Raw genomic sequence first — 23,521 nt, 5'->3', positions numbered from 1 at the left:
GACAGATCAAACCTTGATGAAGGAGAACGCGATGGACCTGAACAAAACTGTCAGAAAAGCCGTCATTCCCGTAGCCGGCAACGGCACGCGGTTTTTGCCCGCCACCAAGGCGATGCCGAAGGAAATGCTCACGATCGTCGACCGGCCGGTCGTGCAATATGCCGTCGATGAGGCCATGCAGGCCGGCATCGAGCACATTATTTTCGTAACCAGCCGCAACAAGACCGCCATCGAAGACTATTTCGACAGCGCGCCCGAGCTTATCAACACACTCACCCGCTCCGGCAAGACGGTGCAGGTGCTGCAGCTTGAAAAAATGTTGCCAGTCGCAGGCACAGTCAGTTACACGCGCCAGCAGGTGCCGCTCGGCCTCGGCCACGCGGTTTGGTGCGCGCGCGAACTGGTGGGCAAGGAGCCTTTTGCGCTGCTTTTGCCTGATATGGTTTCCTATGGCGCACGCGGCTGCATTGCCGGGTTGATGGAACTCTACGACGAAGTCGGCGGCAATATCCTCGGTGTTGAGGAATGCCTGCCGGAAGAGGTGTCATCCTACGGCGTCGTTGGTGTCGGCCAGAAGGTCAATCACGGCTTTGCAGTCACCGAAATGGTCGAGAAGCCGGAACCATCCAGGGCGCCTTCGAATTATTACCTGAACGGCCGTTATATTCTGCAGCCGGAAATCTTCGACATTCTCGCCAAACAGGAGCGTGGCGCGGGCAACGAAATCCAGCTGACTGATGGCATGAAGCGGCTCGCTGAAAAGCAGGCCTTCCATGCGCAGAAGTATAGCGGTCGCACATTCGACTGCGGCAGCAAGCAGGGCTTCATCGCCGCCAATGTCGCTTTCTCGCTGATGCGTGCCGACATGGAGGCGCAGGTTCTCGCTTCCGTCAAGGAACTCGTCGCAAACCATGAAAGCCGCGTTCAGGCGGCCTGACTTTAATCGTGCTGCCGGGGAGGCGGTCGGCACATCAATAACGGGGGGCGGGAAGCCGAGCGTTGCTCGGCTTCCCGCGTACCATTTTTAATTCACAAGGTAGGTCCATGCACCACAAGACCTTTAAATCCAGCATCGGTTTTCCGGATCCCGGCAAGGATGCCGACACATTTATTGACCTCGATCGCCTCTGGGCAGCCGTGGTGCGCCGCGCCAATGTCATTGCCGCCTCGGTCATCGCCGCTGTGGTTCTGGCCGGCCTTTATCTGGTGCTTGCAACCCCCGTTTACACCGCGATGACTCAGGTGCTTCTGGATGAAAGCCTTTCCCGTTACGCGGAAGAGGAATCGCCGGTACCTGCCGCCCAGATCGTCGACAACCGTATCGCCAGTGCTGTGGAAATTCTGAAATCCAAGGAAATGGCGCTGACCGTGGTCGACAAGGCCAAGCTCGACGAGAACGACACCATCGTCAATCCGTCGCTGTCGCCGGTCGATCTCGTGAAATCTTCCGTGCGCGGTATCGTCGATCTCATCCTGCCCGGAGATCCGCCGTTCTCCGAAGCGGCAATCCGCGCCGGACGCCGCGAAAAGGCAGCCGCCGTGCTGCAACAATCGCTGATCGTAGAGCGTGTCGGCCGCAGTTCGGTCATCGCCATTTCCACCCGTTCGACGGATCGGCAGCTTGCCGCGCTCATCGCCAAGACCTATGCGCAGGCCTATCTGACCGAACAGCTGAACGCCAATTTCGACGCCAGCGAGCGCGCTTCTGTGTGGCTTCAGGAGCGCATGAGCGACCTGAACCAGCGTGCGCAGGCCGCCCAGCTTGCCGTCGAAAAATTCAAGACGGACAATAATATCGTTTCTTCGCGCGGCGAGCTCATGTCGGAAGGCCAGTTGGCCGATCTCAACGGCCAGCTGATTGCCGCGCAGGCGGATGTCGCGACGGCTGCTGCACGTTATGGCCAGTACAAATCCATCATCGACCGGGGACCGGATGCAGCGGTTGACAATGCAGTCGTTTCCGCACGGGATGCCGATAACTCGGTCATTCAGGACCTTCGCAAGCGCTACATCACGATCTCTGACCGATTGCAGGGCGTCGTCCAGCAATTCGGCGCCGACCACCCTCAGGCGGTAGCGCTGGAGAGTGAGAAGAAAGAAATTGCAAGGCAGATATTCCAGGAACTGCAGCAGGTTACGGGCAGCCTGAAGAACGAATACGACGTCTCCAATTCCCGTGTGCAATCGCTTCGCGACAATATCGACCGCGTGGCGGGCCGCAATTCGCAAGCCAATATCACTATGGTGCAATTGCGTGAGCTGGAGCAGCGGGCAACCGCTCTGCGCACACTCTACCAGTCCTACCTCGGCCGCTTCGAAGAAGCATCCCAGAAGCAGTCGCTGCCGATCGCCAAGGCCCGCATCATCTCCGAAGCGGGTCTGCCGACAGCTCCGTCCAGCCCGAAAAAGACGATGACCATGGCGCTTTCCGTCATTCTCGGCCTTATGCTGGGCGGCGGCATCGCAGCGCTTCTTGAGTTCCGGGATCGCTTTTTCCACACCGGCAACGATGTGCGCGACAATCTGCGCATGCGTTTTCTGGGCTACCTGCCCTTTATCGGGGAACGGGGTGCAGAAACCGCAAAGTCGGGTACCCCTGCCGCCACCCCCGGCAGCGAGAGCACGACCATCGACGAAAACGGTCAGGTCTCGTTCCAGAAAATGCTGCGCCTTGCCGTCGACAGCCCGCGCTCAAGCTTTGCCGAGACGCTGCGCAACGTGAAGCTGACGGCTGATGTCGTTATCCAGGAACGCCAGTGCCGGGTAATCGGCGTCATCTCATGCCTGCCGAACGAGGGTAAATCGGTCGTGGCGCTCAATCTCGCCGGTCTGATCGCCTCCACCGGCAAGCGCACGCTTGTGGTGGATGCCGACATCCGCAACCCCGGCCTCAGCCGCATGCTGACAACGCGGCAATCCGCCGGTCTGGTGGAGGTCGTGCTTGACGAGATACCGTGGACGCAGGCAGTGAAGGTCGATACCCGCACGAAAATGGGCATCCTGCCGGTTTCCACCAGCAACCAGTTTGCCCATTCAAGCGAGCTTCTTGCCTCCTCCGGCATGCGCAAATTCATCGAATCGGCGCGTGAGGCCTGCGACTACATCATTGTCGACCTTGCACCCGTCGTTCCCGTCATCGACGCTAAAGCCTTCGCACCGCAGGTCGATGGTTTCGTCTTCGTTACGGAATGGGGCAAGACGCCGATCCAGATGGTGCAGAACCTGATGGCCAACGAACCGCAGATTGCCAACAAGACGTTGGGGATCGTGCTCAACAAGACCGATATGACGGAATTGCAGCGTTATGCAGGCCCCGGTGGTTCTGAGCACTATCACGAGACATTCGCGGCCTATTACGGCGACGCCAAACCGCCGGTGAAGGAAAACGCCTGAATGGTGTAGCGGCCCGGTGCAAACCGGGCCGCTTTTTTTTTGCAGCTCAAATTTTGCTATCCAGCCTATGGCGTTGCCCGCAAAATTACGCATTGATGGCGACCAACCAATCGCCAGCAAGCAGGACCAGTTTCATGCCATCACCCATCGCCCTTGTTTCGCGGATGAATGCGCAAGCGGAAGCCATCTGGAAGCAAGCGCTTCGCGACGCCATGCCGGAAGAGGAAATCCTCTCCTTTTCCGAATTAAGCGGGGAGCAGAAACGCGCGGTGGACTTCGCCATCGTCGCCAATCCCGATCCAGCCGATATTGCAGCCTTGCCGGGTCTTTCGTGGATTCACAGCCTGTGGGCGGGTGTCGAACGGCTCGTTCTGGAACTGGGAGACAAGGCGCCGCCGATCGTGCGGCTGAAAGACCCGGAGCTTTCACGCGTGATGGCGGAAGCCGTGCTGGCATGGACATATTACCTGCAACGCGACATGCCGGCCTATCGCGTAAACCAGCAAAAAGCCCTCTGGCAGGAACTCGATTATCGGCATCCGGGCGAGATGACCGTCGGCCTCCTCGGCCTCGGCGCGCTCGGAACGGCTGCGGCGCAACGCCTGCTTCATGCAGGCTTCAACGTTTCCGGCTGGAGCCGCTCGGCCAAGGCAATCGAGGGAGTGGCAACGCTGACGGGCGATGACGGGCTGGGGGACTTGCTGGAAAAAAGCGACATTCTCGTCTGTCTGGTGCCGCTGACCGATGCGACGCGCGGCCTTCTGAATGCCGACCGTCTCGGCGCCATGAAAAAGGGAGCCGCACTCATCAATTTCGCCCGCGGAGCCGTCGTCGTCGCCGATGACCTGATCGCGGCGCTTGATTCCGGCCAGCTTTCGCATGCGGTTCTCGATGTCTTCGAACAGGAGCCGCTACCTCCCGCCTCCGCATTCTGGCAGCACCCGAAAGTGACCGTCCTGCCACATATTTCCGCGCCGACAAGCCGTGAAAGTTCAGCGAAAATAGTGGCAGGCAATGTCAAGACATGGCGTGAAACAGGTACGCTGCCGGAAACGGTCGATATGACGCGCGGTTATTGAGACACGATGGCGGGCGGTTTATTCGCCCGCTATCCTGTTTGCCGTATGGGCCAGTTCGACAGCTGAGACGATCTGCTGTTCGTCATAGGGCTTGGTCAAAAGCACTGCCGTTTCCGGCGCCCCGTTCGGCAGTTGGTTGTCTCCCGTGGCAAACACGATGGCTAGTCCCGGTTTCCGGCGCAATGCCTCAACCGCCAGCTCGCCGCCCTTCATGTCCGGCAGGCCTATGTCGGTAACGAGAACATCGATCTCTTCCGTCTCGATCGCCTTTAGCGCCTGCACAGCATTTCCGGCCTCGACGACGGCAAAGCCGTTATCGGCCAGCATCTCGGTCGAATTCATCCGGATCAACTCGTCATCCTCAACCAGAAGCACGCAAACCGATCTGGTCTCGTCTCCGACGACCTGCGCGGGTTCGGGGGTTTTGGAATGACGCGGTGATGATACCGGCCTCGTCTTGGCGAGAGAAACCTGCTTGCGATTGGCGATGACATGGCGGATGCGCCGCGCCAGCGCTTCGCGCGTGTAAGGCTTGGAGAGCAGTTCCACCCCGGAATCCAGCTTGCCGCCATGCACGATGGAGTTTTCCGTATAACCGGATGTGAAGAGAACGGCGAGATTAGGCAACCTTTCCTGCGCACGGCGCGCCATTTCCCGGCTTTTCAAAGGTCCCGGCATCACCACATCGGTGAAGATGACGTCAATCGGAATACCGCTCTCGACCACCGTCAAACCAGCCTGCGCATCGCGGGCAGTGAGCACGCGGTAACCGAGATCGCTCAGTGTCTCGACGACGGTGCTGCGCACCTCCTCGTCATCCTCCACCACAAGGATCGTTTCCGTGCCACCCTCGACGGGGCCGGTCGGTATCACCACTTCCCTGTCCTCGTCGGCGGCGGATCGCGGTAGATACATCTTCACCGTCGTGCCCTGCCCCACCTCGCTATAGATGTTGACATGGCCACTGGACTGTTTTGCAAAACCGTAAACCATCGAAAGGCCGAGACCGGTGCCCTTGCCTTCCGGTTTCGTCGAAAAGAACGGCTCGAACACCTTTTCCAGAATGTCCGGCGACATGCCCGATCCGGTATCGGTAACAGCCAGCATGACATATTGCCCCGGCGAAACTTCCGAATGCTTGCGCGCGTAATCGCGATCGAGAACCGCATTGCCGACCTCGATTGTCAGCTTGCCGTGCCCTTCCATGGCATCACGCGCATTGATCGCCAGATTAAGGAGAGCGTTTTCCACCTGGTTTGGGTCGGCATAGGTGTTCCACAGGCCGCCGGAGGTGATGACCTCAACCTCGATCGCCTCACCAAGCGAACGGCGCAGGAGATCGTCCATGCCGGTAACGAACCGGGAGATGTTGATAACGCGCGGTTCCAGCGCCTGACGGCGGCCAAAGGCCAGAAGCTGGCTTGCAAGCTTGGCACCGCGATGAACGCCGGCCAGCGCATTTTCCAGCCGCCGTTCGGCACGCTCGTTGCCAATCACGTCCTTTGACAGCAATTGCAGATTGCCCGCGATTACCTGAAGAAGATTGTTGAAATCATGCGCGACGCCACCGGTCAACTGGCCGATGGATTCCATTTTCTGCGCCTGCTGCAACGCTCTTTCGGTCTGGCGGCGCTCGGCGATTTCCGTCTCGACCCGCGCTTCCAGCCCTTCATTCAATTGGCGAAGCTGCTCTTCCGCTCTTATGCGGTGGCGAATCTCGCGTTCCAGATTGCTGGCATGTTCTTTAAGCGTGTTCTCGGCCAGCCGCTGTTCGGTGATATCCGTGTGGACACCGACCCATTCCGCAATATCACCGGAATTGTCGAAAATCGGAACGCCACGGATCGCAAATGTGCGGTAGACGCCGTCATGGCGGCGAACGCGATGCTCCCAAATATAGGTCGCCCGCGCGGAAACGGCTTTTGTCCAGCTTTCCAGCGAATGGTCCCTGTCTTCGGGATGAACCGCTTCGACCCAGCCGAACCCCTGATACTCGTCGAAGCTCTGCCCGGTAAGTGCACCCCACGCAGGCTGCTCACCCAGCATCATGCCGTCGGCGGTGTTGGTCCAAAGCACGCCGTGGACCGCATCAACAGCGGCGCGGAAACGGTTATTGCTAAGCACGATTTCGTGCTCGGAACGTTTCCGGTCCTCGATATCGATGATCAGCACATAAATGCCGTCAACCGAGCCATCGGCGATATAGCGGGGAACATAACGGATTTCGGCGGCTCGCTTGCTGCCATCCGGTCTGCTGATCACCGTATCCGAAACGATCTTTTCGCCGCCGAGCGCACGATCGAGATAGGCCCTGCGCGAACTGAAGAACGCGTCTCCAACAATTTCCGGAACGCTGCGGCCGATCACCTCCTCGGCGCTGCGGCCGAACCACTCCAGATAACCGTCATTGGCGAATTTATAGACATAGTCGCGATCGACATATCCCACCAGGATCGGCAGGGCATTGGTAAGCCGGCTCAGCTCCTTGCGGCTCTGCTCCAGCGCTTCCACGGCCTTCACCTTTTCGGTGTTTTCAAGCACCGTGCACAGGACGCCGTCCACCGCGCCGCAATCATTGTAGATCGGCGTATAGAACAGATCGAAGATCACCTCTTCCGGCTGACCGTGCCGCATCAGCGTCATCGGCTGGTCGCGATAAGCCATGACCTCGCCACGAAAGCCGGCCTCCAGAATGCGGCTGTTCCAGTCCCAGATCTCGGGCCAGATACCTGGCACCGTTCCGCCCAGCGCCCGCGGGTGATAATTGCCGGCAATTTCCGCATAGCCGTCATTGTAGATCATCACATGATCCGCACCCCACATCAGCACCTGCGGAATGGGAGAGTTGACGACGGAATTGGCCTTCTGCCTCAAATTCTGCGGCCAGTCGCTAATCGGACCGAGCGATGTCTTCGACCAGTCGAAGCCACGCACAAGCTCACCCGTTTCACCGCCGCCGATCGGCCATACCGGGGCAGCACGAAGATTGGTCATTCAATATCACCACAAAAAAGAGACGAAATTTTCCGTAGTACAGAACGGAATAAATGTCCAAGAAAACAGAAACTTCTGCTTGTTGTTCACGGCTTTTCAGAAGCGCGACCGGCAAGACTGGGGAATTCGCACGCCGCAAATTTCGCAGAAGCACCCCACAAGCGTGATGATTGATTGACGATTGCCATCCTCAATACGCCAAAAACTGCCGCAAACGGAACGGCAACAAAGTAATTATTAACGCTCAATGCGGGTGCTGGCGGTCGCGGTGCCGTCAGCGCCCGGGTCTTCGCACACCGCGACCAGAGGGAACAAAAATGAAAATACTTTTGGGTGCCACAATTCTTTCCGCCGGCTTCGCCCTTACAGGCGGTGCAGCCTTTGCTGCGGACTGTGGAAACGTCACGATCGCCAGCATGAACTGGCAATCCGCTGAAGTCGCCGCCAATCTCGACAAGATCATTCTGGAAAAGGGTTACGGTTGCAGCGCTGAAATCGTCACAGGCGACACCGTACCGACATTGACCTCCATGGCCGAAAAGGGCCAGCCTGATATCGCGCCGGAGGCCTGGGTCAGCCTGCAGCCGGAAATCGTCAAACAGGGACTTGAGGGCGGCAAGGTCGTGGCGGCCGCCAAGATCCTGTCGGACGGCGCTGTGCAGGGATGGTGGATCCCGAAATATGTCGCCGATGCCAACCCCGATCTCAAGACCATTCCTGATCTCTTCAAGCATCCCGAGCTCTTCCCCTCGCCTGAAGACAAGGCAAAGGGCGCCGTCTTCAACGGCCCGCAGGGCTGGGGCGGCACCGTCGTCACCGCCCAGCTTTTCAAGGCTTTTGGTGGTGAAAAGGCCGGCTTCACCCTGGTGGACACCGGTTCCGCCGCAGGTCTCGACGGCTCGGTCGCCAAGGCTTACGAAGCGAAACAGCCGTGGGTAGGCTATTACTGGGCTCCGACCTCGCTGCTCGGCAAATATGAGATGGTGAAGCTCGGCTTCGGCACGGAATATGACTCTGCCGAATGGAAGCGCTGCACCTCGGTTGCCGATTGCGCGGACCCGAAGCCCAATGCATGGCAGGTTGACGACGTGCAGACGCTGGTCAGCAAGACCTTTGCCGACCGCGCCGGCCCGGCCATGGACTATCTGAACAAACGCGCCTGGACCAACGACACCGTCAACAAGCTGATCGCCTGGATGACCGACAATCAGGCAACCGGCGAAGATGGTGCGAAACACTTCCTGAAGGAAAACGAGGCTCTGTGGACGGGCTGGGTTTCCCCCGACGTCGCGCAAAAGGTCAAGGCTGCCCTCTAAAAGGGCGGCACGACATATGTGGTCGACAGCTTGGCCCGCCAATGGCGGCGCCCGGCCGTTTTTAAGTTCCGGAGCGCGGCGGATATTGCCCGCCGGCCCCGGTTCGTCGTGGAGAACAGGATATGGATTGGCTTTTCAAATTTCCGACCATGAATGACGATGCCCTGCGTGCGCTGAAGAAAGTGATCGACGAGGGGTTTCGGGGTTTCACCAGAGCCTATGGCGGCACGATAGAGGGGCTGTTCACACCGCTCCAGAGCTTCCTCATCTGGGCGGAAAGGCTTTTGATCGGCACCCCCTGGCCGGTCGTTATTCTTATTGTCGGCGTACTCGCCTGGTTTGCCAGCCGCAGCGCCACCATTGTTGGACTATGTTGCGGTATTCTCTTTGCCATCGGCTGGTTCGGCATGTGGGAAGACACGATGAAGACGATCTCGATGATCTTCGTCTGCGCCGTGCTCTCGATCGTGATCGGTTTGCCGATTGGCATCGCCATGGCGCGGTCCAACCGCCTGCAGAGTATCGTGAACCCCGTTCTCGACGTCATGCAGACGATGCCGAGTTTCGTCTATCTCATTCCCGTCGTCATGCTGCTCGGCATCGGCCGGGTCCCGGGCGTCATCGCCGTGGTGATCTACGCCATTCCTCCGATGATCCGGCTTACCAATCTCGGCATCCGCATGGTTGACCGGGACGTGCTGGAAGCGGCAGACGCTTACGGTTCCTCGAAGCGCCAGAAGCTTTTCAAGGTGCAGCTACCGCTTGCACTCCCCACCATCATGGCAGGCATCAACCAGACAATCATGATGGCGCTCGCCATGGTCGTCATCGCCTCCATGATCGGTGTTCAGGGCCTTGGCCAGCCGGTTCTGAAGGCCATCGCCAACCAGTATTTCACGCTCGGTGTGTTCAACGGCCTGGCAATCGTCGGCATCGCCATCATCTTCGACCGCATCAGCCAGGCCTACGGCCTTCGCCTGCAAAAACACCGGGAAGTGGCGCATGGCTAGTCAATCGATCGAAATCCGCAGCCTTTACAAGATTTTCGGCTCCAAGGCGGAGAACTACATCGACGCCGTGAAGGGCGGCATGTCCAAGGCGGAACTGAACGCCAAGCACGGCCATGTGCTCGGCCTCAGCGACATCAACATCACCATGCCGGGCGGGCAGATCACCGTGATCATGGGCCTTTCCGGCTCGGGAAAATCGACGCTGATCCGCCACGTCAACCGCCTGATCGACCCCACAGCGGGAGAAATCCTTTATGGCGGAACGGATGTCTGTCGCCTCAACGAAGCGGAACTTCTGGAATTCCGCCGCCACAAGACGGCGATGGTATTCCAGAAATTCGGCCTGCTGCCGCACCGCAACGTGCTGCAAAACGTCGTCTATGGCCTTGAGGTGCAGGGCGTCGACAAGGGCGAGCGGGAAGAAAAAGCCGACGTCTGGATCAAGCGGGTGGGGCTGGAAGGCTTTTCGAGCCATTATCCGAACCAGCTTTCAGGCGGCATGCAGCAGCGCGTGGGTCTCGCCCGCGCGCTGACCAACAACGCCGAAATCCTGCTGATGGACGAGGCCTATTCGGCACTTGATCCACTCATCCGCGTCGACATGCAGACAGTGCTGCTGGAATTGCAGAAAGAGCTGAAGAAGACCGTCGTCTTCATCACCCACGATCTGGATGAGGCCCTTCGGCTGGGAGACAAGATCGCCATTCTGCGCGACGGCGAGATCATCCAGCAGGGTACGGCCGCCGAAATTGTCATGAGTCCGGCAGACAGCTATATCGAAGCCTTCGTGGAAGAGGTCAATCGTGGCCGGGTCATTCGTCTCGGCGCCATCGTCCAGCCGGAGTTTACCGGCCAGTCGCGTCTTCAGCTCGATGCGGACATGACCGTCGAGGAAGGCTTGCGCGCGCTCGTCAGGGAGGATGTCGGCAGTGCCGTCATCATCGGCGAAAACGGCAAGTCACTCGGCTCCGTCACCACGGATGCCATCATGCGCTGCCTCGTCAGGACCACGCCAAGCGCGGAAAAAAAACTGGCCGAGGCCGGTTAGGCCAAGCCGTCGAGCCATTTGGTCATGCCCTTGGCGGCGGCCTTGCCAGTGGCAAAACAGGCGGTCAGCAGATAACCGCCGGTCGGCGCCTCCCAGTCCAGCATTTCCCCGGCAGCAAAAATGCCGGGGAGTTTTTTCAGCATGTAGTTCTCATCGATACCTTGCCAGTCAACGCCCCCAGCCGATGAAATCGCCTCGGCAATCGGTCTCGTCCGTGCAAGCGGTATCTCCGCATGTTTGATTCTTGCGGCGACCAGATCATCCGGCATCGCCGAGATATCGTGAAAGATTTCCCGCAGAAGTCCGACCTTGACGGCGGAGAGGCCCACGGCCTTCCGCAACCGGTTTGCAAAACTCTCCTTGCGGCCAAGCTTTGCCAGATCCCGGCCAAGGCGCTCCACGGTACGTCCCGGCGCCAGATCGACAGCGAGTGTCGCCTTTCCCGTGTGTTCCAGCTGGTCGCGAAGTGCGGCGGAATGGGCATAGATGACGCTGCCCTCAATGCCGTGCTGCGTCACCACGAACTCACCCTGAAACGCTCCGGCCGGGGAAATGGTGGTGACGGATTTCAACGCCTCACCGGCAAAACGCTGCCGGAAGACATCGCTCCAATCGACATCAAAGCCACAATTGGCGGGGCGGAAAGGGTTAAGCTCCACGCCTTCAGCCGCGAGTGCCGGCACCCATGCCGCATCCGAACCCAGACGCGGCCAGCTTGCGCCGCCGAGCGCCAGAAGAACGGCATCGGCCTTCATGAAGACATCGCCCTCCGGTGTCGCGAAAACCAGCCCGTCTGCGGAAAAACCCATCCAGCGATGCCGCGTCTTGATGATAACGCCGTGTGCCTCCAGCCGGGCAAGCCATGCCCGCAACAGCGGCGAGGCCTTCATGACCGTCGGAAACACCCGACCTGACGTGCCGACGAAGGTCTCCTGCCCCAGACCTTGCGCCCAGTGACGCAGCGCGCCGGGCGTGAAATCATCGAGGGCGGCGCGCAGCTTTTGCTCCGCGTCGCCAAAACGGTGGAGGAAAATGTCGTAGTCTTCGGCATGGGTGATGTTGAGACCGGATTTTCCGGCCATCAGCAATTTGCGCGCGACGGTCGGCATGGCCTCGAACACCGTTACGGCATGGCCAGCCGCAGACAGCACTTCGGCCGCCATCAGGCCCGCTGGCCCGCCGCCGACAATCGCGACCTGCCTTGCCTTCTTCAAAACCCGCTCCATCGCATCTTCGCCATTGTGGCCTTATACCGATTTCCGCGCGCGAATATATGCGATATTGAAGCGCGCATGTTCACGCTCGACCGACCCGTCACCTTTTCGCAGGATATCAAGAAAAGCCGCTTCATTGCCTTTGCAGCACCTGTCACTGGCGAGGAGGATGCGAAAAGCTTCCTTGCGGCGCATTCTGACTTCGACGCAAACCACAATTGCTGGGCATGGCGAACCGGCCAGACCTATCGTTTCAGTGACGACGGCGAGCCTTCCGGCACGGCGGGAAAGCCAATCCTTCAGGCTATCGACGGTCAGGCCCTGGACAATGTCGCGGTCCTCGTCATCCGCTGGTTCGGCGGCATTCTGCTCGGCAGCGGCGGCCTCATGCGCGCCTATGGCGGCACGGCGGCGGCCTGCCTTCGGCTTGGCGAGACGTCACCGGTCATCGCCTATGTCAGCGCGACCTTGAGCTGCCCGTTCTCCGATCTGGCCCTGGTAAAATCGCGCCTCGCCGCCACGCAAAACCTGCGAGTGGAAAAGGAGGACTTCACCGGCACCGGCGCGGATATGCAGCTTTCGGTTCCCGTAGAGGAAGCCGAGCGTCTGACACGGCTCATCAGCGATCTGACCAGTGGCCGCGTCAATCTTCATATTCCGGACTAATCATATTGCGCGGTGGGCATCTGGCCCCATGCCCGATTTGTGCTAAGGAAGCGCAATGTCATCTGAGCTTTCCAACCCCGTCTATAATCCGCCGCTCGAACCGTGGCTCACTATCGTGCACCGGGATGACGATCTACTGGTGCTGGACAAGCCGAGCGGACTTCTTTCGGTGCCGGGACGCGATCCCGCGCTCTCCGACAGTCTTTTGACGCGCGTGCAGAAACAGTTTCCAAAAGCACTGATGATCAACCGGCTGGACAAGGATACATCAGGCATCGTGTTGATGTCCCTGAACCGCAAGGCGCACGCGACCGTCGCCGCCCAGTTCGAGAACCGCCAGACCCGCAAATCCTATGTTGCCGTCGTCTGGGGTGAAGTCGAGGGTGAAGAGGGCAAGGTGGACCTGCCACTTGCGATCGACCCCGAGAACAAGCCCCGCCACCGGGTGGACCACGACCATGGCAAGCCGGCGCAAAGCCTTTGGCGCGTGCTGGAAAGATTGCCGCTTCCCGCCACGAGGCTCGCACTTGCCCCTCTCACCGGCCGCACCCATCAATTGCGGGTGCATATGAAGGCTCTCGGCCACCCTATCCTTGGCGATGAATTTTATGCAGAAGGTGAAGCGCTCGCCGCCGCGCCGCGTCTTATGCTGCATGCCGAGGCGGTGGGCTTTCGTCACCCGGATGGCCGCGACGTCACCTATACCGTGCCCTGCCCCTTCTGAGGCCTGCGATGAAAGAACAAGACGAAAGCTTCGTGGTGGATTTTGTTGGCGGTGCGGTCGGTCACCGTTTCCGCTCCGGCGAGGGGCGCGGACAGGCTCTGCCGAAGGCCGCGGGCTTCACCAAAGGCCGCACGCCAAAAATCGTCGATGCTACGGCAGGGCTCGGGCGCGATGCCTTTCTGTTGGCGTCACTCGGAGCCGAAGTTACGCTGATAGAGCGTTCACCCGGTATGCACGCCCACCTTGCTGACGGCATTCGCCGCGCATTGGAGGCGGGTGGAGCCTATGCCGAGGCTGCCTCCCGCATGACGCTGCTGCAGGGCGATTCCCGGCTTCTGCTGAAAGAACTTTCACCGGAGGTGGTGATCGTTGACCCAATGCATCCGCCGCGCCACAACACGGCGCTGGTGAAAAAGGAGATGCGGGTGCTGCGGGAACTGGTGGGATCCGATCCCGATCAGGTAGAGCTTATGGAGGCTGCGCTTGAACATGCGACGAAGCGGGTGGTTCTAAAATGGCCTCTGCGCGCCGAACCTATGCCCGGCATTCGCAAGCCTTCGCACCAGATAACGGGAAAGAACACCCGATATGATGTTTTCATGATTTTCGGAAAATCTCTCGATCCGGAGGACTGATCAGCGGAAGTTCGGCTTGCGCTGAGCGTTCATTAAAAGCTCGTGCCGGGATGCGAATTCTCCGAACAGCCTTCTCAACCGTGTCTCCTCGGCCTTGTCCAGCCGGTAACGGCGGCAAAACTCCGCAACATTGAGAATTGGCTTGGCTCTGTTCCCGTCTATGTTCTTGTTGTCGATGATCTGCATGGCGGCGCCCTCCGTGTAACCAGGGGGAAAACGTAGGCGTGGGCTTGCGGTTCCCTGTAAGGTTACATGGATGAAAAAAGAGGATGCCGCCCGTACACGGCCTCATCAAGTTTTCTTGAAACTATCGCAAGAAACGAATTCCTCCCCAAATGGTTCTCTGCCCGATGCAGACAAAGGAAGGGAGACCCATGTTCCGCAACAACCGATTTCTGAGTTCGACGATGCTATTCGCGCTGCTGGCCGTACCACTTGCCGGCGGCGCCCACGCACAGACCGCCCCGGCAGTCGAGACGAAACGGCCCAATGCGCCGGATCAGAAACCGGCTTTCGAGGGTCAGACCCGTGCGCCGCAAGCCGCCACTCAGCCGGATGTCGAAAAAACCGTCATTGCCGAGGGCCTACCGCATATCTGGTCGATGGAATTCCTGCCCGATGGCCGCATGATCGTGGCGGCCAAGGAAGGCGCAATGCACATCGTCGCAGACGGCAAAGCTGGCCCAGCGATCGAAGGCGTGCCGGAGGTAGCGTCCGACGGACAGGGCGGTCTGCTCGACATCGCGCTGGCTCCCGATTTCGAAACCTCCCGTAAAATCTTCTTCTCTTTTTCCGAGCCACGGGATGGCGGCAACGGCACCTCCGTCGCATCGGCCAAGTTGACCGAAGAGGGTGGAGCAGCAAAACTGGAAGACGTCTCGGTGATCTTCCGCCAGATGCCGACCTATGATGGCGATAAGCATTTCGGCTCCCGCCTGGTCTTCGGCCAGAACAACGAGCTCTACGTCACCGTCGGTGAACGTTCAGACGCAACGCCGCGTGTGCAGGCGCAGGACCTGTCGAGCGGGCTTGGCAAGGTCTTCCGCATTGATGCCGAAGGCAAGGCCTTCGAGGGCAACCCCTTCGCCGGCCAGCAGAACGCCCTCCCCGAGATATGGAGCTATGGCCACCGTAACCTCCAGTCGGCAGCACTGGATGGACAGGGCAGGCTCTGGACAGTGGAACATGGCCCGAAAGGCGGCGACGAGATGAACCTGCCGAAGGCGGGCCTCAATTATGGCTGGCCGGTCATCACCTACGGTGTCGAATATAGCGGTCGGTCCGTTGGCGAAGGTGCCACCGCCAAGGAAGGCATGGAACAGCCGGTTTATTATTGGGACCCCGTCATCGGCCCGTCCGGCATGGCCTTTTACGACGCCGACCAGATTTCCGAGTGGAAGGGAGCCTTCATCGTAGGCGGTCTGGTGAGCCAGGGCCTCGTCATCCTGCACATTGACGGCGACAAGGTTGCGACGGAAAGCCGATTGCCGCTGGAAGCGCGCATTCGTGATGTGAAAGTGGGTCCGGATGGCGCCGTCTATGCCGTGACCGAAGAGCGCGGCGGCGGCAACTCGCAAATTTTGCGGATCGCCAAGGCCGGCTGAGAAAGTCATGACCGGAACAGCAGGCCGCCGGAACGAAGGCGGCCTGTTTCTCGTTTCCTGCAACCTTAAACCTGCCGGAAAAAACGATGCCACAACCGCCCACCCGCCTTCTTGCCAAAATCGGACTTGCCTATGTCAACGATCAGGAGCCGGGCATAGCCCGAGAAAGGCGCGGGCGCGGTTTCTGTTACCGGTTGCCGGGCGGCGAACTTCTGTCCGATAACGTGGAGTTGAAGCGCATCAAATCGCTCGGCGTCCCGCCTGCCTACAAAGATGTCTGGATATGCATCGACCCATCCGGGCATTTGCAGGCAACGGGCTTTGATGCGCGCGGGCGAAAGCAATATCGTTACCATCCCGACTGGCACGCATTGCGCGGTGAGACGAAGTTCTTTCAGCTGAAAAGCTTCGGCAAGGCGCTGCCTGCCATCCGGCGACGCGCCATGGCTGACATTGCAAAACAGGATCACGGTCAGGACATGACACTGGCGGCCCTGACGCTGCTTCTCGATGCCGCCTATCTGCGCGTCGGCAACCGTTCTTATCTTGAAACCAACGGTACCTATGGCGCAACCACATTGCTCAAGCGCCACGTGTCCTTCGGCGAGACAATCGAATTGCGCTTTGCAGCCAAGGGCGGGCAGAAGGTGAAACGGCAATTGCGCCACCCGCGCCTTCAAAAAATCCTCGAGGAAATCGCCGATCTGCCCGGCAAGGAGCTGTTTGTCTGGCAGGACAGTGAAAACCGGGTTCACTCCGTCGATTCAAGCGATCTCAACGCCTATCTTTCCCGCGTCGGCGGACAAGGCATTTCTGCCAAGACTTTCCGTACCTGGGGCGGAACGCTTGCGGCCTTCTGTCATGCGATGGAACATGTGGCTGCGGGTGAAAAACCCAGCATCAAGGGTATGTGTCAGGCAGCGGCGACGGAACTGTCCAACACACCCGCCATTTGCCGCAAGAGCTACGTACATCCTACCGTTCTCGATATAGCGACGGAGGAGAAGGCGCAGAAGAAGCTTGGCCGTATTCTGAAGGTGGGCGCAAAGCCGGTCTCGGGCCTCAGGGCCGATGAAAGACGTCTGCTTGCCTTCCTGCCGTGATAATCAGCGGCCAGTCGCCCATTCGCCCAATTCCCGCTCGGCCCTTTCGAGCGCGCTGTAATTCAACAGCTTGCGCAGGAAAGCGACGGTGACGGCGCGGGTTCGAAGATTATAACGGCCTTCCGCCTCGTCATCACCGGCCGCCTGATGGACGTTCAGCTTTTCGTAGAGGCTTTGCAGCCGGTTCTGCACGCTGCGCAACGAAAGGTTACGGCGGCGCGCAATCGCCTTGTCCGTCAGGCCCAGCGCAACATCAACAAGGATTTCATATTCGGAATCGGTGAAGCCATGCGCCTTGCCAAGGCTTTTTTCCTGTAGGCCGCGCACTTCCCTGTCGATCACGCATTGCGCCTCGATGAAGATGCTGCGCAACGCCAGCCGCAACCGGTCGTCAGATGCTGATTTCAGCACGTAGCCATAGGCAGCACCTTCGGGCACGATGCGGGAAACACCGCGCACATAGGCCTCGTCGGAATAGTTGGACCAGAACAGGATGCGGGTGTCCGGCCGCTCCTTCCAGATGGTGCGCGCCGCCTCGATGCCGTTGCGTTCGTTCATCTGCAAATCCATGACGATATGGGCGGCGCGGTTTTCCCGCGCCAGCTTTTCGCCGGTTCTGCCGTTTGCCGCCTCCAGCACCTTGTCGCATTCCGGCAGGGCGGCTCTCACCGCCTCGTTCAGATAGGCGCGGTGTAGCGCATCGTCCTCAACGATCAGCACATCCATGTCATATTTCCTCCCGCCGGTCGAAAGCGCCTTCCGGCAACGTCACGGTAATGCGGGTTCCAGCGTCTTTGCCATTGCCACCAATATCGAATCTGGCTGAAATCAGCCGTGCCCGCGTCTTCATGTTGCCGATGCCTAGTCCACCAGAGACAGCCCCCTCGCCACGGCCGCTACCGTCATCGCTCACGGTCACCCGCAACCCGCCATCCGTTAACGACAGTGTCACCGCAATCGTTTCCGGCTGCGCGTGACGGATGGCGTTGTTGACCGCCTCCTGCACGATGCGGAACAGCGAGATGGCAACGGTCTTGTCGAGTGTCTCAACAAGACCGTCCGTCTCGTCTGTAACCGACCAGTCGATAGAAGAGCCGCTGTCGCGCACGGAGCGATCCACATAGGTCTCGATGGCCTGCACGACGCCGAACAATTGCAGGATGGAGGGTTTCGCCTCCTCAATGATCTCGCGCAGATCCTGCATGCAGTGCTGCAGGCTGCGCACCACCGGTTCCAGCATCTCGCCCGACACGTCCGGTGCGTGGCTCATCCGCTCGATGCGCCGTGCAAGCCGCGTCAGGTCAGCCAGCGTCTGGTCGTGCAAATCCATGCCGATCCGCTGTCGCTCCGCCTCCAGCGCTTCGGTCAATTGCAGGGCACCCAGCCGCAACCCCTCCTCGCGGGCATTGGCGCGCGCCTCCTCGATCGCAGACCGTTTGGCCTGTTCGGCGGCGCGGATGGCGTAAAAATAGGGCGCCAGCAAATCCGCAACCGCGCGGGCATTGGCGACATCCTCCATCGTATAGGCATCCGACTGGTGCGAGGAGCAACTGAGCGCGCCGATAATGTCGCCATGCACCTTCATCGGCACGTGCAGGCGGCTATGCAGATCAAGCTCGATGATCGGGCTGGAAAATGCACCTTCGAAATGGAAGCGCGGATCGACGCAGGCATCGCCGCTCAAAAGATATTCCACCTCGCCCGAGAGCACGGAACGGATGGGACTGCCGGACAGAAGGGCGGGCGGCTGGCGGCTCCAGGCGCTTGCCAAACCGCTTTCATAGGCGATGTGAAATTTGTCATCCAGCTGCTTGATGCAGACATCCATGTGGACGTGAGGAATGATATGGGTGATTTCGGTAGCGACCGCCTGAATGATGGCGTTGAATTCGAGCTGCCCGGCGAGCAGCCGCGAAATGCCCATGTAGTGATGGAAAAGAGCGCTTTTCGGCGTATCCAGCATGTGCGGACACCCTCCCAAGCGCCTGCCTTGTCAACTTGTGGCGGCGCGACCTGCCCCGTATCGGCTATTCTGCGCCCGGCGGTGGCGTTTCGTCCTGCGGGTTCCCGCATCCTTTCTGCGGAAACCCGCAGGAAGATTGCCGTTATCCGCCTGTACAAGCCAAACCTTCTTGGTCATTCTCGCTTTTACTGGGGAAAGGAGCTCCAGTGCAAAGGAATTCCGCCTGCCGCCGAGGAGATTTGCGGGAAAGCGGGTTCCGAGCTCAAAAAGGGCAAGCCACCAGGGAGGGAAATCAATGGCTTTCAGAAAGATGCTTCTGGCATCGGCCGCTGTCGCATGCGCAGCTTTGCCGATCACCGCTCACGCCGACACCTCGGCTAAAAAAATCGCGCTTTCGAACAATTACGCGGGCAATTCCTGGCGTCAGGCAATGCTGACGAGCTGGGACAAGATCACCAAGCAGGCGGTTGCAGACAAGCAGGTCGCTGCCGCTGACGCCTTCACGACAGCCGAAAATCAGGCGACCGAACAGGCGGCGCAGATCCAGAACCTCATTCTTCAGGGTTACGACGCCATCGTCATCAACGCCGCCTCGCCCACCGCTCTTAACGGTGCCGTGAAGGAAGCCTGCGACGCCGGCATTACCGTCGTCTCGTTCGATGGCATCGTCACCGAGCCTTGCGCCTGGCGCATCGCCGTAGACTTCAAGGCCATGGGCGCAAGCCAGATCGACTATCTCGCCAAGGCGATGCCGAAGGGTGGCAACCTGCTCGAAATCCGCGGCCTCGCGGGCGTTTCGGTGGACGATGAAATCCATGCCGGCATCGTCGACGCCGTCGCCAAGAACCCGCAGTTCAAGATTGTCGGTTCGGTCAATGGCGACTGGGCGCAGGACGTCGCACAGCGCGCTGTCGCCGGCATTCTGCCGAGCCTTCCCGAAGTTGCGGCAGTCGTGACGCAGGGCGGCGACGGTTACGGCGCGGCACAGGCTTTCGCCGCCGCCAAGCGCCCGACACCCACCATCGTCATGGGCAACCGCGAAGACGAGTTGCAATGGTGGAAGCAGCAGAAGGATGCCAGCGGCTACGAGACCATGTCGGTCTCCATCGCCCCCGGCGTTTCCACGCTCGCTTTCTGGGTGGCGCAGCAAATCCTCGACGGCAAGGATGTCAAAAAGGATTTGACCGTACCTTTCCTGCGCATCGATCAGGGCAATCTTGAGGAAAACCTCAAGAACACCCAGAAGGGCGGCGTCGCGAATGTGGAATATTCACAGGAAGACGCCCAGAAGGCCATCGCCTCCGCCAAATAGGCCGGATGATTTCCGGACACAAGCGATTGCGGCGCTCCCTGAACGGGCGCCGCAACTGCTACCAATATCATCCAAGTTTCAGATCACTGGCGTGAATGCTCATGAATGACATCATCGAGGCGGAAGAAGTCGTTGCCGCGCGCGGCGTGAAGGTCGTGTTCGGCGCGGTAAGAGCGCTTGATGGGGCCGATCTCGTCATCCGTTCGGGCGAATGCCTGGGGCTCGTCGGCCATAACGGTGCGGGAAAATCCACCATCGTCAACGTCATCAATGGCGGGCTGACGCCGCATGAGGGGTCCATTTCCTATCGCGGCGAACAAGGCCGTCAAGGAATCGCGGCAGCACGGGCCAGCGGCGTTCGCTGCGTGTTTCAGGAATTGTCGCTCTGCCCGAACCTGACGATCAGCGAAAACGTCCGCATCATGCATGCCGCGATGAACGGGCGGAACTGGCGCGGACGTGCCCTCACCATGATCCGGCATACGCTGGACGAGATTTTTCCCGGCCACGGTATCGATTGCGAATTGACGATCGCAGAACTCTCCATCGCCGAGCGGCAGATGGTCGAAATCGCCATCAATTTCTGTCGAACCCCGGATGCGCCGAGACTGGTGATCCTCGATGAACCGACTTCCTCGCTCGATGCCGGTCTTGCGGAACAATTGATGGATTATGTTCGCAGTTTCGTGCGCACCGGCGGCTCCGTGCTGCTGATCTCGCATATTCTCGGCGAGATTCTGTCGACAGCAACCCGCATCGTGGTGATGAAGGACGGCCGAGTGGTCGCTGATCGGGCAGCGGGCGAGTTCACGACGCGCACGCTGGTGGAAGCCATGGGCAGCGTCGTCAAGGAACAGGACAGGCAAAAGGGCGAAAACCGCAAGGCGGGAGAGAAGGTGCTTTCGATGCCGGCGCGCCGGGGCGAAGGCCTCGCCTTCGAGGCTTTCCGCGGTGAAATCATCGGCCTTGCCGGTCTCGGCGGCCACGGGCAGACCGAAGCGCTACTCGATCTCTACCTTGCCCGCAACAGCAGCTGGCTGCCCGCGCGCAAGACCGACATCGCCTTCGTGGCGGGTGATCGCAGTCTGAACGGCACCTTCCCGCTGTGGAGCATCCTCAAAAACCTTTCCATCGCCTCGCTGCGGGATATTTCATCCGCCGGCATGGTGGACAGGGGCAAGGAAACCGAGCTTGGCGCCCAGTGGAAAAAGCGCATCGAAATTCGCACGCCCGACATGGGCAACAAAATCCTTTCGCTCTCCGGCGGCAACCAGCAGAAGGTGCTTTTCGCCCGTGCGCTCGCCACCACGGCCAGCACCGTGCTGATGGACGACCCGATGCGCGGCGTCGATATCGGCACCAAACAGGAGGTCTACGATATCTTGAGAACCGAAGCCTCTCACGGCCGCACCTTCATCTGGTACTCCACCGAGATGGATGAAATCCGCCTTTGCGACCGGGTTTATGTTTTCCGCGACGGCGCCATTCAGGCGGAACTGGTGGGAGAGGACATCACCGAACAGAATGTGCTGGCCGCTTCCTTTTCCGGAGAGGACCACGCATGAAACTCTCCGCCAGTGCCCTTCGTCTCATCATTCCCGCCGCCTCGCTCGCCTTCCTGCTCGCCGCCGTCTTTTACATGCAGCCGCGCGCCATGAGCTATAACGGACTCAACTTGCTGTTCAATCTGGCGGTGCCGATTGCACTTGCCACCATTGCGCAGATGCTGATCATGTCCGTCAACGATCTCGATCTGTCGATGGGTACCTTCGTCAGTTTCTGCGCCTGCGTCACCGCCACCTTCCTGCAAACGACGCCACTGCTCGGTATCGCGATCTTCGCCGGTGCGATTGCGGTTTATGCGATGCTGGGCGCCATCATCCACATCCGCGCCCTGCCCTCAATCGTCGTCACGCTTGGCATGAGCTTTGTCTGGGGCGGCCTTGCCGTCCTCATCCTCCCCTCACCCGGCGGCCAGGCGCCAGCCTTCATCCGGGCGCTGATGACGGCAAAACCGCCGCTCGTGCCAATTGCCATCGTTGCCAGCATCGTGATTGCGGTCGTTGCCCACTACATCGTCATGCGCTCCTCCTTCGGCGTGCTGATGCGCGGCGTCGGCGGTAACTTCCGCTCCGTCGAGCGCTCCGGCTGGTCGGTCATCGGCATACGTGCTGCCACCTTCGCGCTGGCCGGTTTCTTCGCGGTGTTGTCGGGCATAGCGCTCGTCGGGCTGACGACATCGGCAGATGCCAATATCGCGCTTCGCTACACGCTGTTGTCGATTGCCGGCGTTATTCTGGGCGGCGGCGAATTCGTCGGCGGTCGGGTCTCGCCCATCGGTGCTGTCATCGGCGCGCTGACGCTCACCCTCGCCGGCTCGTTCCTGTCCTTCATGCGCATTTCGCCGGACTGGCAGATCGGCGCGCAAGGGGCGATCCTCATCATCGTGCTGGCGCTCCGCATCCTGCTCAACCGTCTCGAAAAGCGGGAGAAAAACCAATGAACGGGCTTTCGTCTCTCTCGAAAAAACCATGGATATGGTCGTTCGCCGCAACGGCTGCGGTCTGGATCGTTACCGTCATGTTCACCGGCGGCGCCAGCTCCTTCGGCCTGTCGCACGCAGCCCTGACCTTCGCGGCCTTTTCCATGATCGTCGGCATAGGCCAGATGTTCGTCATCACGCTCGGGCCGGGTAATATCGACCTCTGCGTTCCCGCCACGATGACGCTATCAGGCACGCTGGCGCTCAAATTCATGGATGTGTCCGATGGTCTCATCCTGCCGGGATTGCTGATCGCCATCCTGATCGGCATTGCCATCGGCATCGGCAACTATACGTTGATCAAGCTTCTTCGCATCCCACCGATCATCGCGACGCTTTCGATGAGCTTCATCGTGCAGTCCATCGCCATCTGGTCCAACCGCGGCCTGCGGATCAAGCCGCCGGAAACACTGGCCACCTTTGCCACGTCGAGCTCTCTCGGCATTCCGAATGTTGCCCTCGTCGCCCTTGTCCTCTCGGTCATCGCCTGGCTGCTACTCGACCGCACCTTTTACGGACGCTGGATTTCCGCCATCGGCCAGAGCACTTTCGCCGCCCGCATGACCGGCATTCCGGTGGATGGAGCACGCTTCGTCACCTATGTGCTCTGCGCGGTACTGGCGGCGATCGCGGGTTATCTGCTCGCCAGCTTCTCCGGCGGCGCAGCACTCAACATGGGATCGGAATATCTGCTGATGTCAATCGCCGTGGTGGTGATCGGCGGCACGGCGGTTGCGGGCGGCGATTCCAACGTACCCGGTATCTGGGGCGCTTCGCTGTTCATGTTCCTGGTGGTCTCGATGCTGAACACCTATGGTTTCGGCGCGGGCATCCGCCTCATCCTCACCGGCCTCATCATCATTTCCGTCATTCTTCTGGCAAGCGGCCCCAAGGCCACACGCTGAACCCCGAACGAAA

General features: G+C 59.9%; 20 protein-coding genes. 15 read left to right on the top strand and 5 right to left on the bottom strand.

Annotated features, from left to right (window positions below):
* Positions 1–31 precede the first annotated feature (31 nt).
* The 3 genes from J5276_RS20715 to J5276_RS20705 all read left to right on the top strand — a co-directional run bounded on the left by J5276_RS20715 (position 32) and on the right by J5276_RS20705 (position 4,472).
* Positions 32–937, top strand: a complete 906-nt coding sequence (locus J5276_RS20715) for a UTP--glucose-1-phosphate uridylyltransferase (RefSeq protein ID WP_004431732.1) — start codon at positions 32–34, stop codon at positions 935–937.
* A gap of 107 nt (positions 938–1,044) precedes the next feature.
* Positions 1,045–3,393 carry a polysaccharide biosynthesis tyrosine autokinase gene (locus tag J5276_RS20710; protein WP_209159643.1) on the top strand — a complete coding sequence of 783 codons (2,349 nt, stop codon included), beginning with the start codon at positions 1,045–1,047 and terminating at the stop codon, positions 3,391–3,393.
* A 134-nt stretch (positions 3,394–3,527) separates the two neighbouring features.
* A complete protein-coding gene (locus tag J5276_RS20705) occupies positions 3,528–4,472 on the top strand; it encodes a glyoxylate/hydroxypyruvate reductase A (RefSeq protein WP_174012215.1) in 945 nt (314 codons plus the stop codon).
* Positions 4,473–4,490: 18 nt separating this feature from the next.
* Here J5276_RS20705 and J5276_RS20700 read toward each other — a convergent pair whose 3' ends face one another.
* Positions 4,491–7,466 (bottom strand): PAS domain-containing protein, encoded by a 2,976-nt coding sequence (locus J5276_RS20700; protein WP_174012213.1) that lies wholly within the window; start codon positions 7,464–7,466, stop codon positions 4,491–4,493.
* A gap of 317 nt (positions 7,467–7,783) precedes the next feature.
* Here J5276_RS20700 and J5276_RS20695 point away from each other — a divergent pair, with 317 nt between their 5' ends.
* The 3 genes from J5276_RS20695 (at position 7,784) to J5276_RS20685 (ending at position 10,840) form a co-directional block, all read left to right on the top strand.
* Entirely contained in the window at positions 7,784–8,782 is a 999-nt protein-coding gene (locus tag J5276_RS20695) for an ABC transporter substrate-binding protein (protein WP_004431723.1), read from the top strand.
* A 122-nt stretch (positions 8,783–8,904) separates the two neighbouring features.
* Complete coding sequence (locus J5276_RS20690) at positions 8,905–9,792, top strand: proline/glycine betaine ABC transporter permease (RefSeq protein ID WP_004431720.1); 888 nt, start codon at positions 8,905–8,907, stop codon at positions 9,790–9,792.
* Positions 9,785–10,840, top strand: coding sequence for a glycine betaine/L-proline ABC transporter ATP-binding protein (locus tag J5276_RS20685; protein WP_025595241.1), 1,056 nt, complete (start codon positions 9,785–9,787; stop codon positions 10,838–10,840). The genes J5276_RS20690 and J5276_RS20685 overlap by 8 nt, the downstream gene beginning before the upstream one ends.
* Here J5276_RS20685 and J5276_RS20680 read toward each other — a convergent pair.
* Positions 10,837–12,066 (bottom strand): TIGR03862 family flavoprotein, encoded by a 1,230-nt coding sequence (locus tag J5276_RS20680; protein WP_013762049.1) that lies wholly within the window; start codon positions 12,064–12,066, stop codon positions 10,837–10,839. The genes J5276_RS20685 and J5276_RS20680 overlap by 4 nt on opposite strands.
* A 66-nt stretch (positions 12,067–12,132) precedes the next feature.
* On the opposite strand from J5276_RS20680, the gene J5276_RS20675 reads away from it, so the two are divergent.
* From J5276_RS20675 to J5276_RS20665, 3 genes are read left to right on the top strand one after another with little or no spacing between them, the layout of a single operon-like run.
* Positions 12,133–12,720 carry a YigZ family protein gene (locus J5276_RS20675; protein ID WP_019566553.1) on the top strand — a complete coding sequence of 196 codons (588 nt, stop codon included), beginning with the start codon at positions 12,133–12,135 and terminating at the stop codon, positions 12,718–12,720.
* 55 nt (positions 12,721–12,775) lie between these two features.
* The gene (locus J5276_RS20670; RefSeq protein ID WP_004431711.1) at positions 12,776–13,444 is read left to right on the top strand and encodes a pseudouridine synthase; all 669 of its coding nucleotides are present in this window, start codon (positions 12,776–12,778) and stop codon (positions 13,442–13,444) included.
* Positions 13,445–13,452: 8 nt separating this feature from the next.
* Entirely contained in the window at positions 13,453–14,079 is a 627-nt protein-coding gene (locus J5276_RS20665; RefSeq protein ID WP_004431708.1) for a class I SAM-dependent methyltransferase, read from the top strand.
* Here the strand turns inward: J5276_RS20665 and J5276_RS20660 are convergent, their stop codons facing one another.
* Entirely contained in the window at positions 14,080–14,265 is a 186-nt protein-coding gene (locus J5276_RS20660) for a hypothetical protein (RefSeq protein ID WP_004431706.1), read from the bottom strand.
* Positions 14,266–14,453: 188 nt separating this feature from the next.
* On the opposite strand from J5276_RS20660, the gene J5276_RS20655 reads away from it, so the two are divergent.
* Both J5276_RS20655 and J5276_RS20650 read left to right on the top strand, forming a co-directional pair.
* Positions 14,454–15,683 carry a PQQ-dependent sugar dehydrogenase gene (locus J5276_RS20655; RefSeq protein WP_004431704.1) on the top strand — a complete coding sequence of 410 codons (1,230 nt, stop codon included), beginning with the start codon at positions 14,454–14,456 and terminating at the stop codon, positions 15,681–15,683.
* An 86-nt stretch (positions 15,684–15,769) separates the two neighbouring features.
* A complete protein-coding gene (locus J5276_RS20650) occupies positions 15,770–16,786 on the top strand; it encodes a DNA topoisomerase IB (protein WP_019566557.1) in 1,017 nt (338 codons plus the stop codon).
* Between the two features lie 3 nt (positions 16,787–16,789).
* On the opposite strand, the gene J5276_RS20645 is transcribed toward J5276_RS20650, so the two are convergent.
* Both J5276_RS20645 and J5276_RS20640 read right to left on the bottom strand, forming a co-directional pair.
* Complete coding sequence (locus J5276_RS20645) at positions 16,790–17,512, bottom strand: response regulator transcription factor (protein ID WP_004431697.1); 723 nt, start codon at positions 17,510–17,512, stop codon at positions 16,790–16,792.
* 1 nt (position 17,513) lies between these two features.
* Positions 17,514–18,749: a sensor histidine kinase gene (locus J5276_RS20640; protein ID WP_080849858.1), complete on the bottom strand. Its 1,236-nt coding sequence runs from the start codon at positions 18,747–18,749 to the stop codon at positions 17,514–17,516.
* A gap of 295 nt (positions 18,750–19,044) precedes the next feature.
* Between J5276_RS20640 and J5276_RS20635 the strand changes: the two genes are divergently transcribed.
* From J5276_RS20635 to J5276_RS20620, 4 genes are all read left to right on the top strand, one after another.
* Positions 19,045–20,061 (top strand): ABC transporter substrate-binding protein, encoded by a 1,017-nt coding sequence (locus J5276_RS20635; RefSeq protein WP_004431691.1) that lies wholly within the window; start codon positions 19,045–19,047, stop codon positions 20,059–20,061.
* A 101-nt stretch (positions 20,062–20,162) separates the two neighbouring features.
* On the top strand, positions 20,163–21,626 hold the full coding sequence (locus tag J5276_RS20630; RefSeq protein ID WP_013762043.1) for an ATP-binding cassette domain-containing protein: 1,464 nt from the start codon (positions 20,163–20,165) through the stop codon (positions 21,624–21,626).
* Positions 21,623–22,564, top strand: a complete 942-nt coding sequence (locus tag J5276_RS20625) for an ABC transporter permease (protein ID WP_004431684.1) — start codon at positions 21,623–21,625, stop codon at positions 22,562–22,564. The genes J5276_RS20630 and J5276_RS20625 overlap by 4 nt, the downstream gene beginning before the upstream one ends.
* Complete coding sequence (locus J5276_RS20620) at positions 22,561–23,508, top strand: ABC transporter permease (protein WP_209159641.1); 948 nt, start codon at positions 22,561–22,563, stop codon at positions 23,506–23,508. The genes J5276_RS20625 and J5276_RS20620 overlap by 4 nt, the downstream gene beginning before the upstream one ends.
* Positions 23,509–23,521 lie beyond the last annotated feature (13 nt).

It is taken from the genome of Agrobacterium sp. S7/73, from assembly GCF_019355535.1.
In the GTDB taxonomy this organism is placed as follows: Bacteria; Pseudomonadota; Alphaproteobacteria; order Rhizobiales; family Rhizobiaceae; genus Agrobacterium; species Agrobacterium tumefaciens.
The sequence above is the reverse complement of the archived record's forward strand: the minus strand, read 5'-3'. Positions and strand labels throughout refer to the sequence as shown.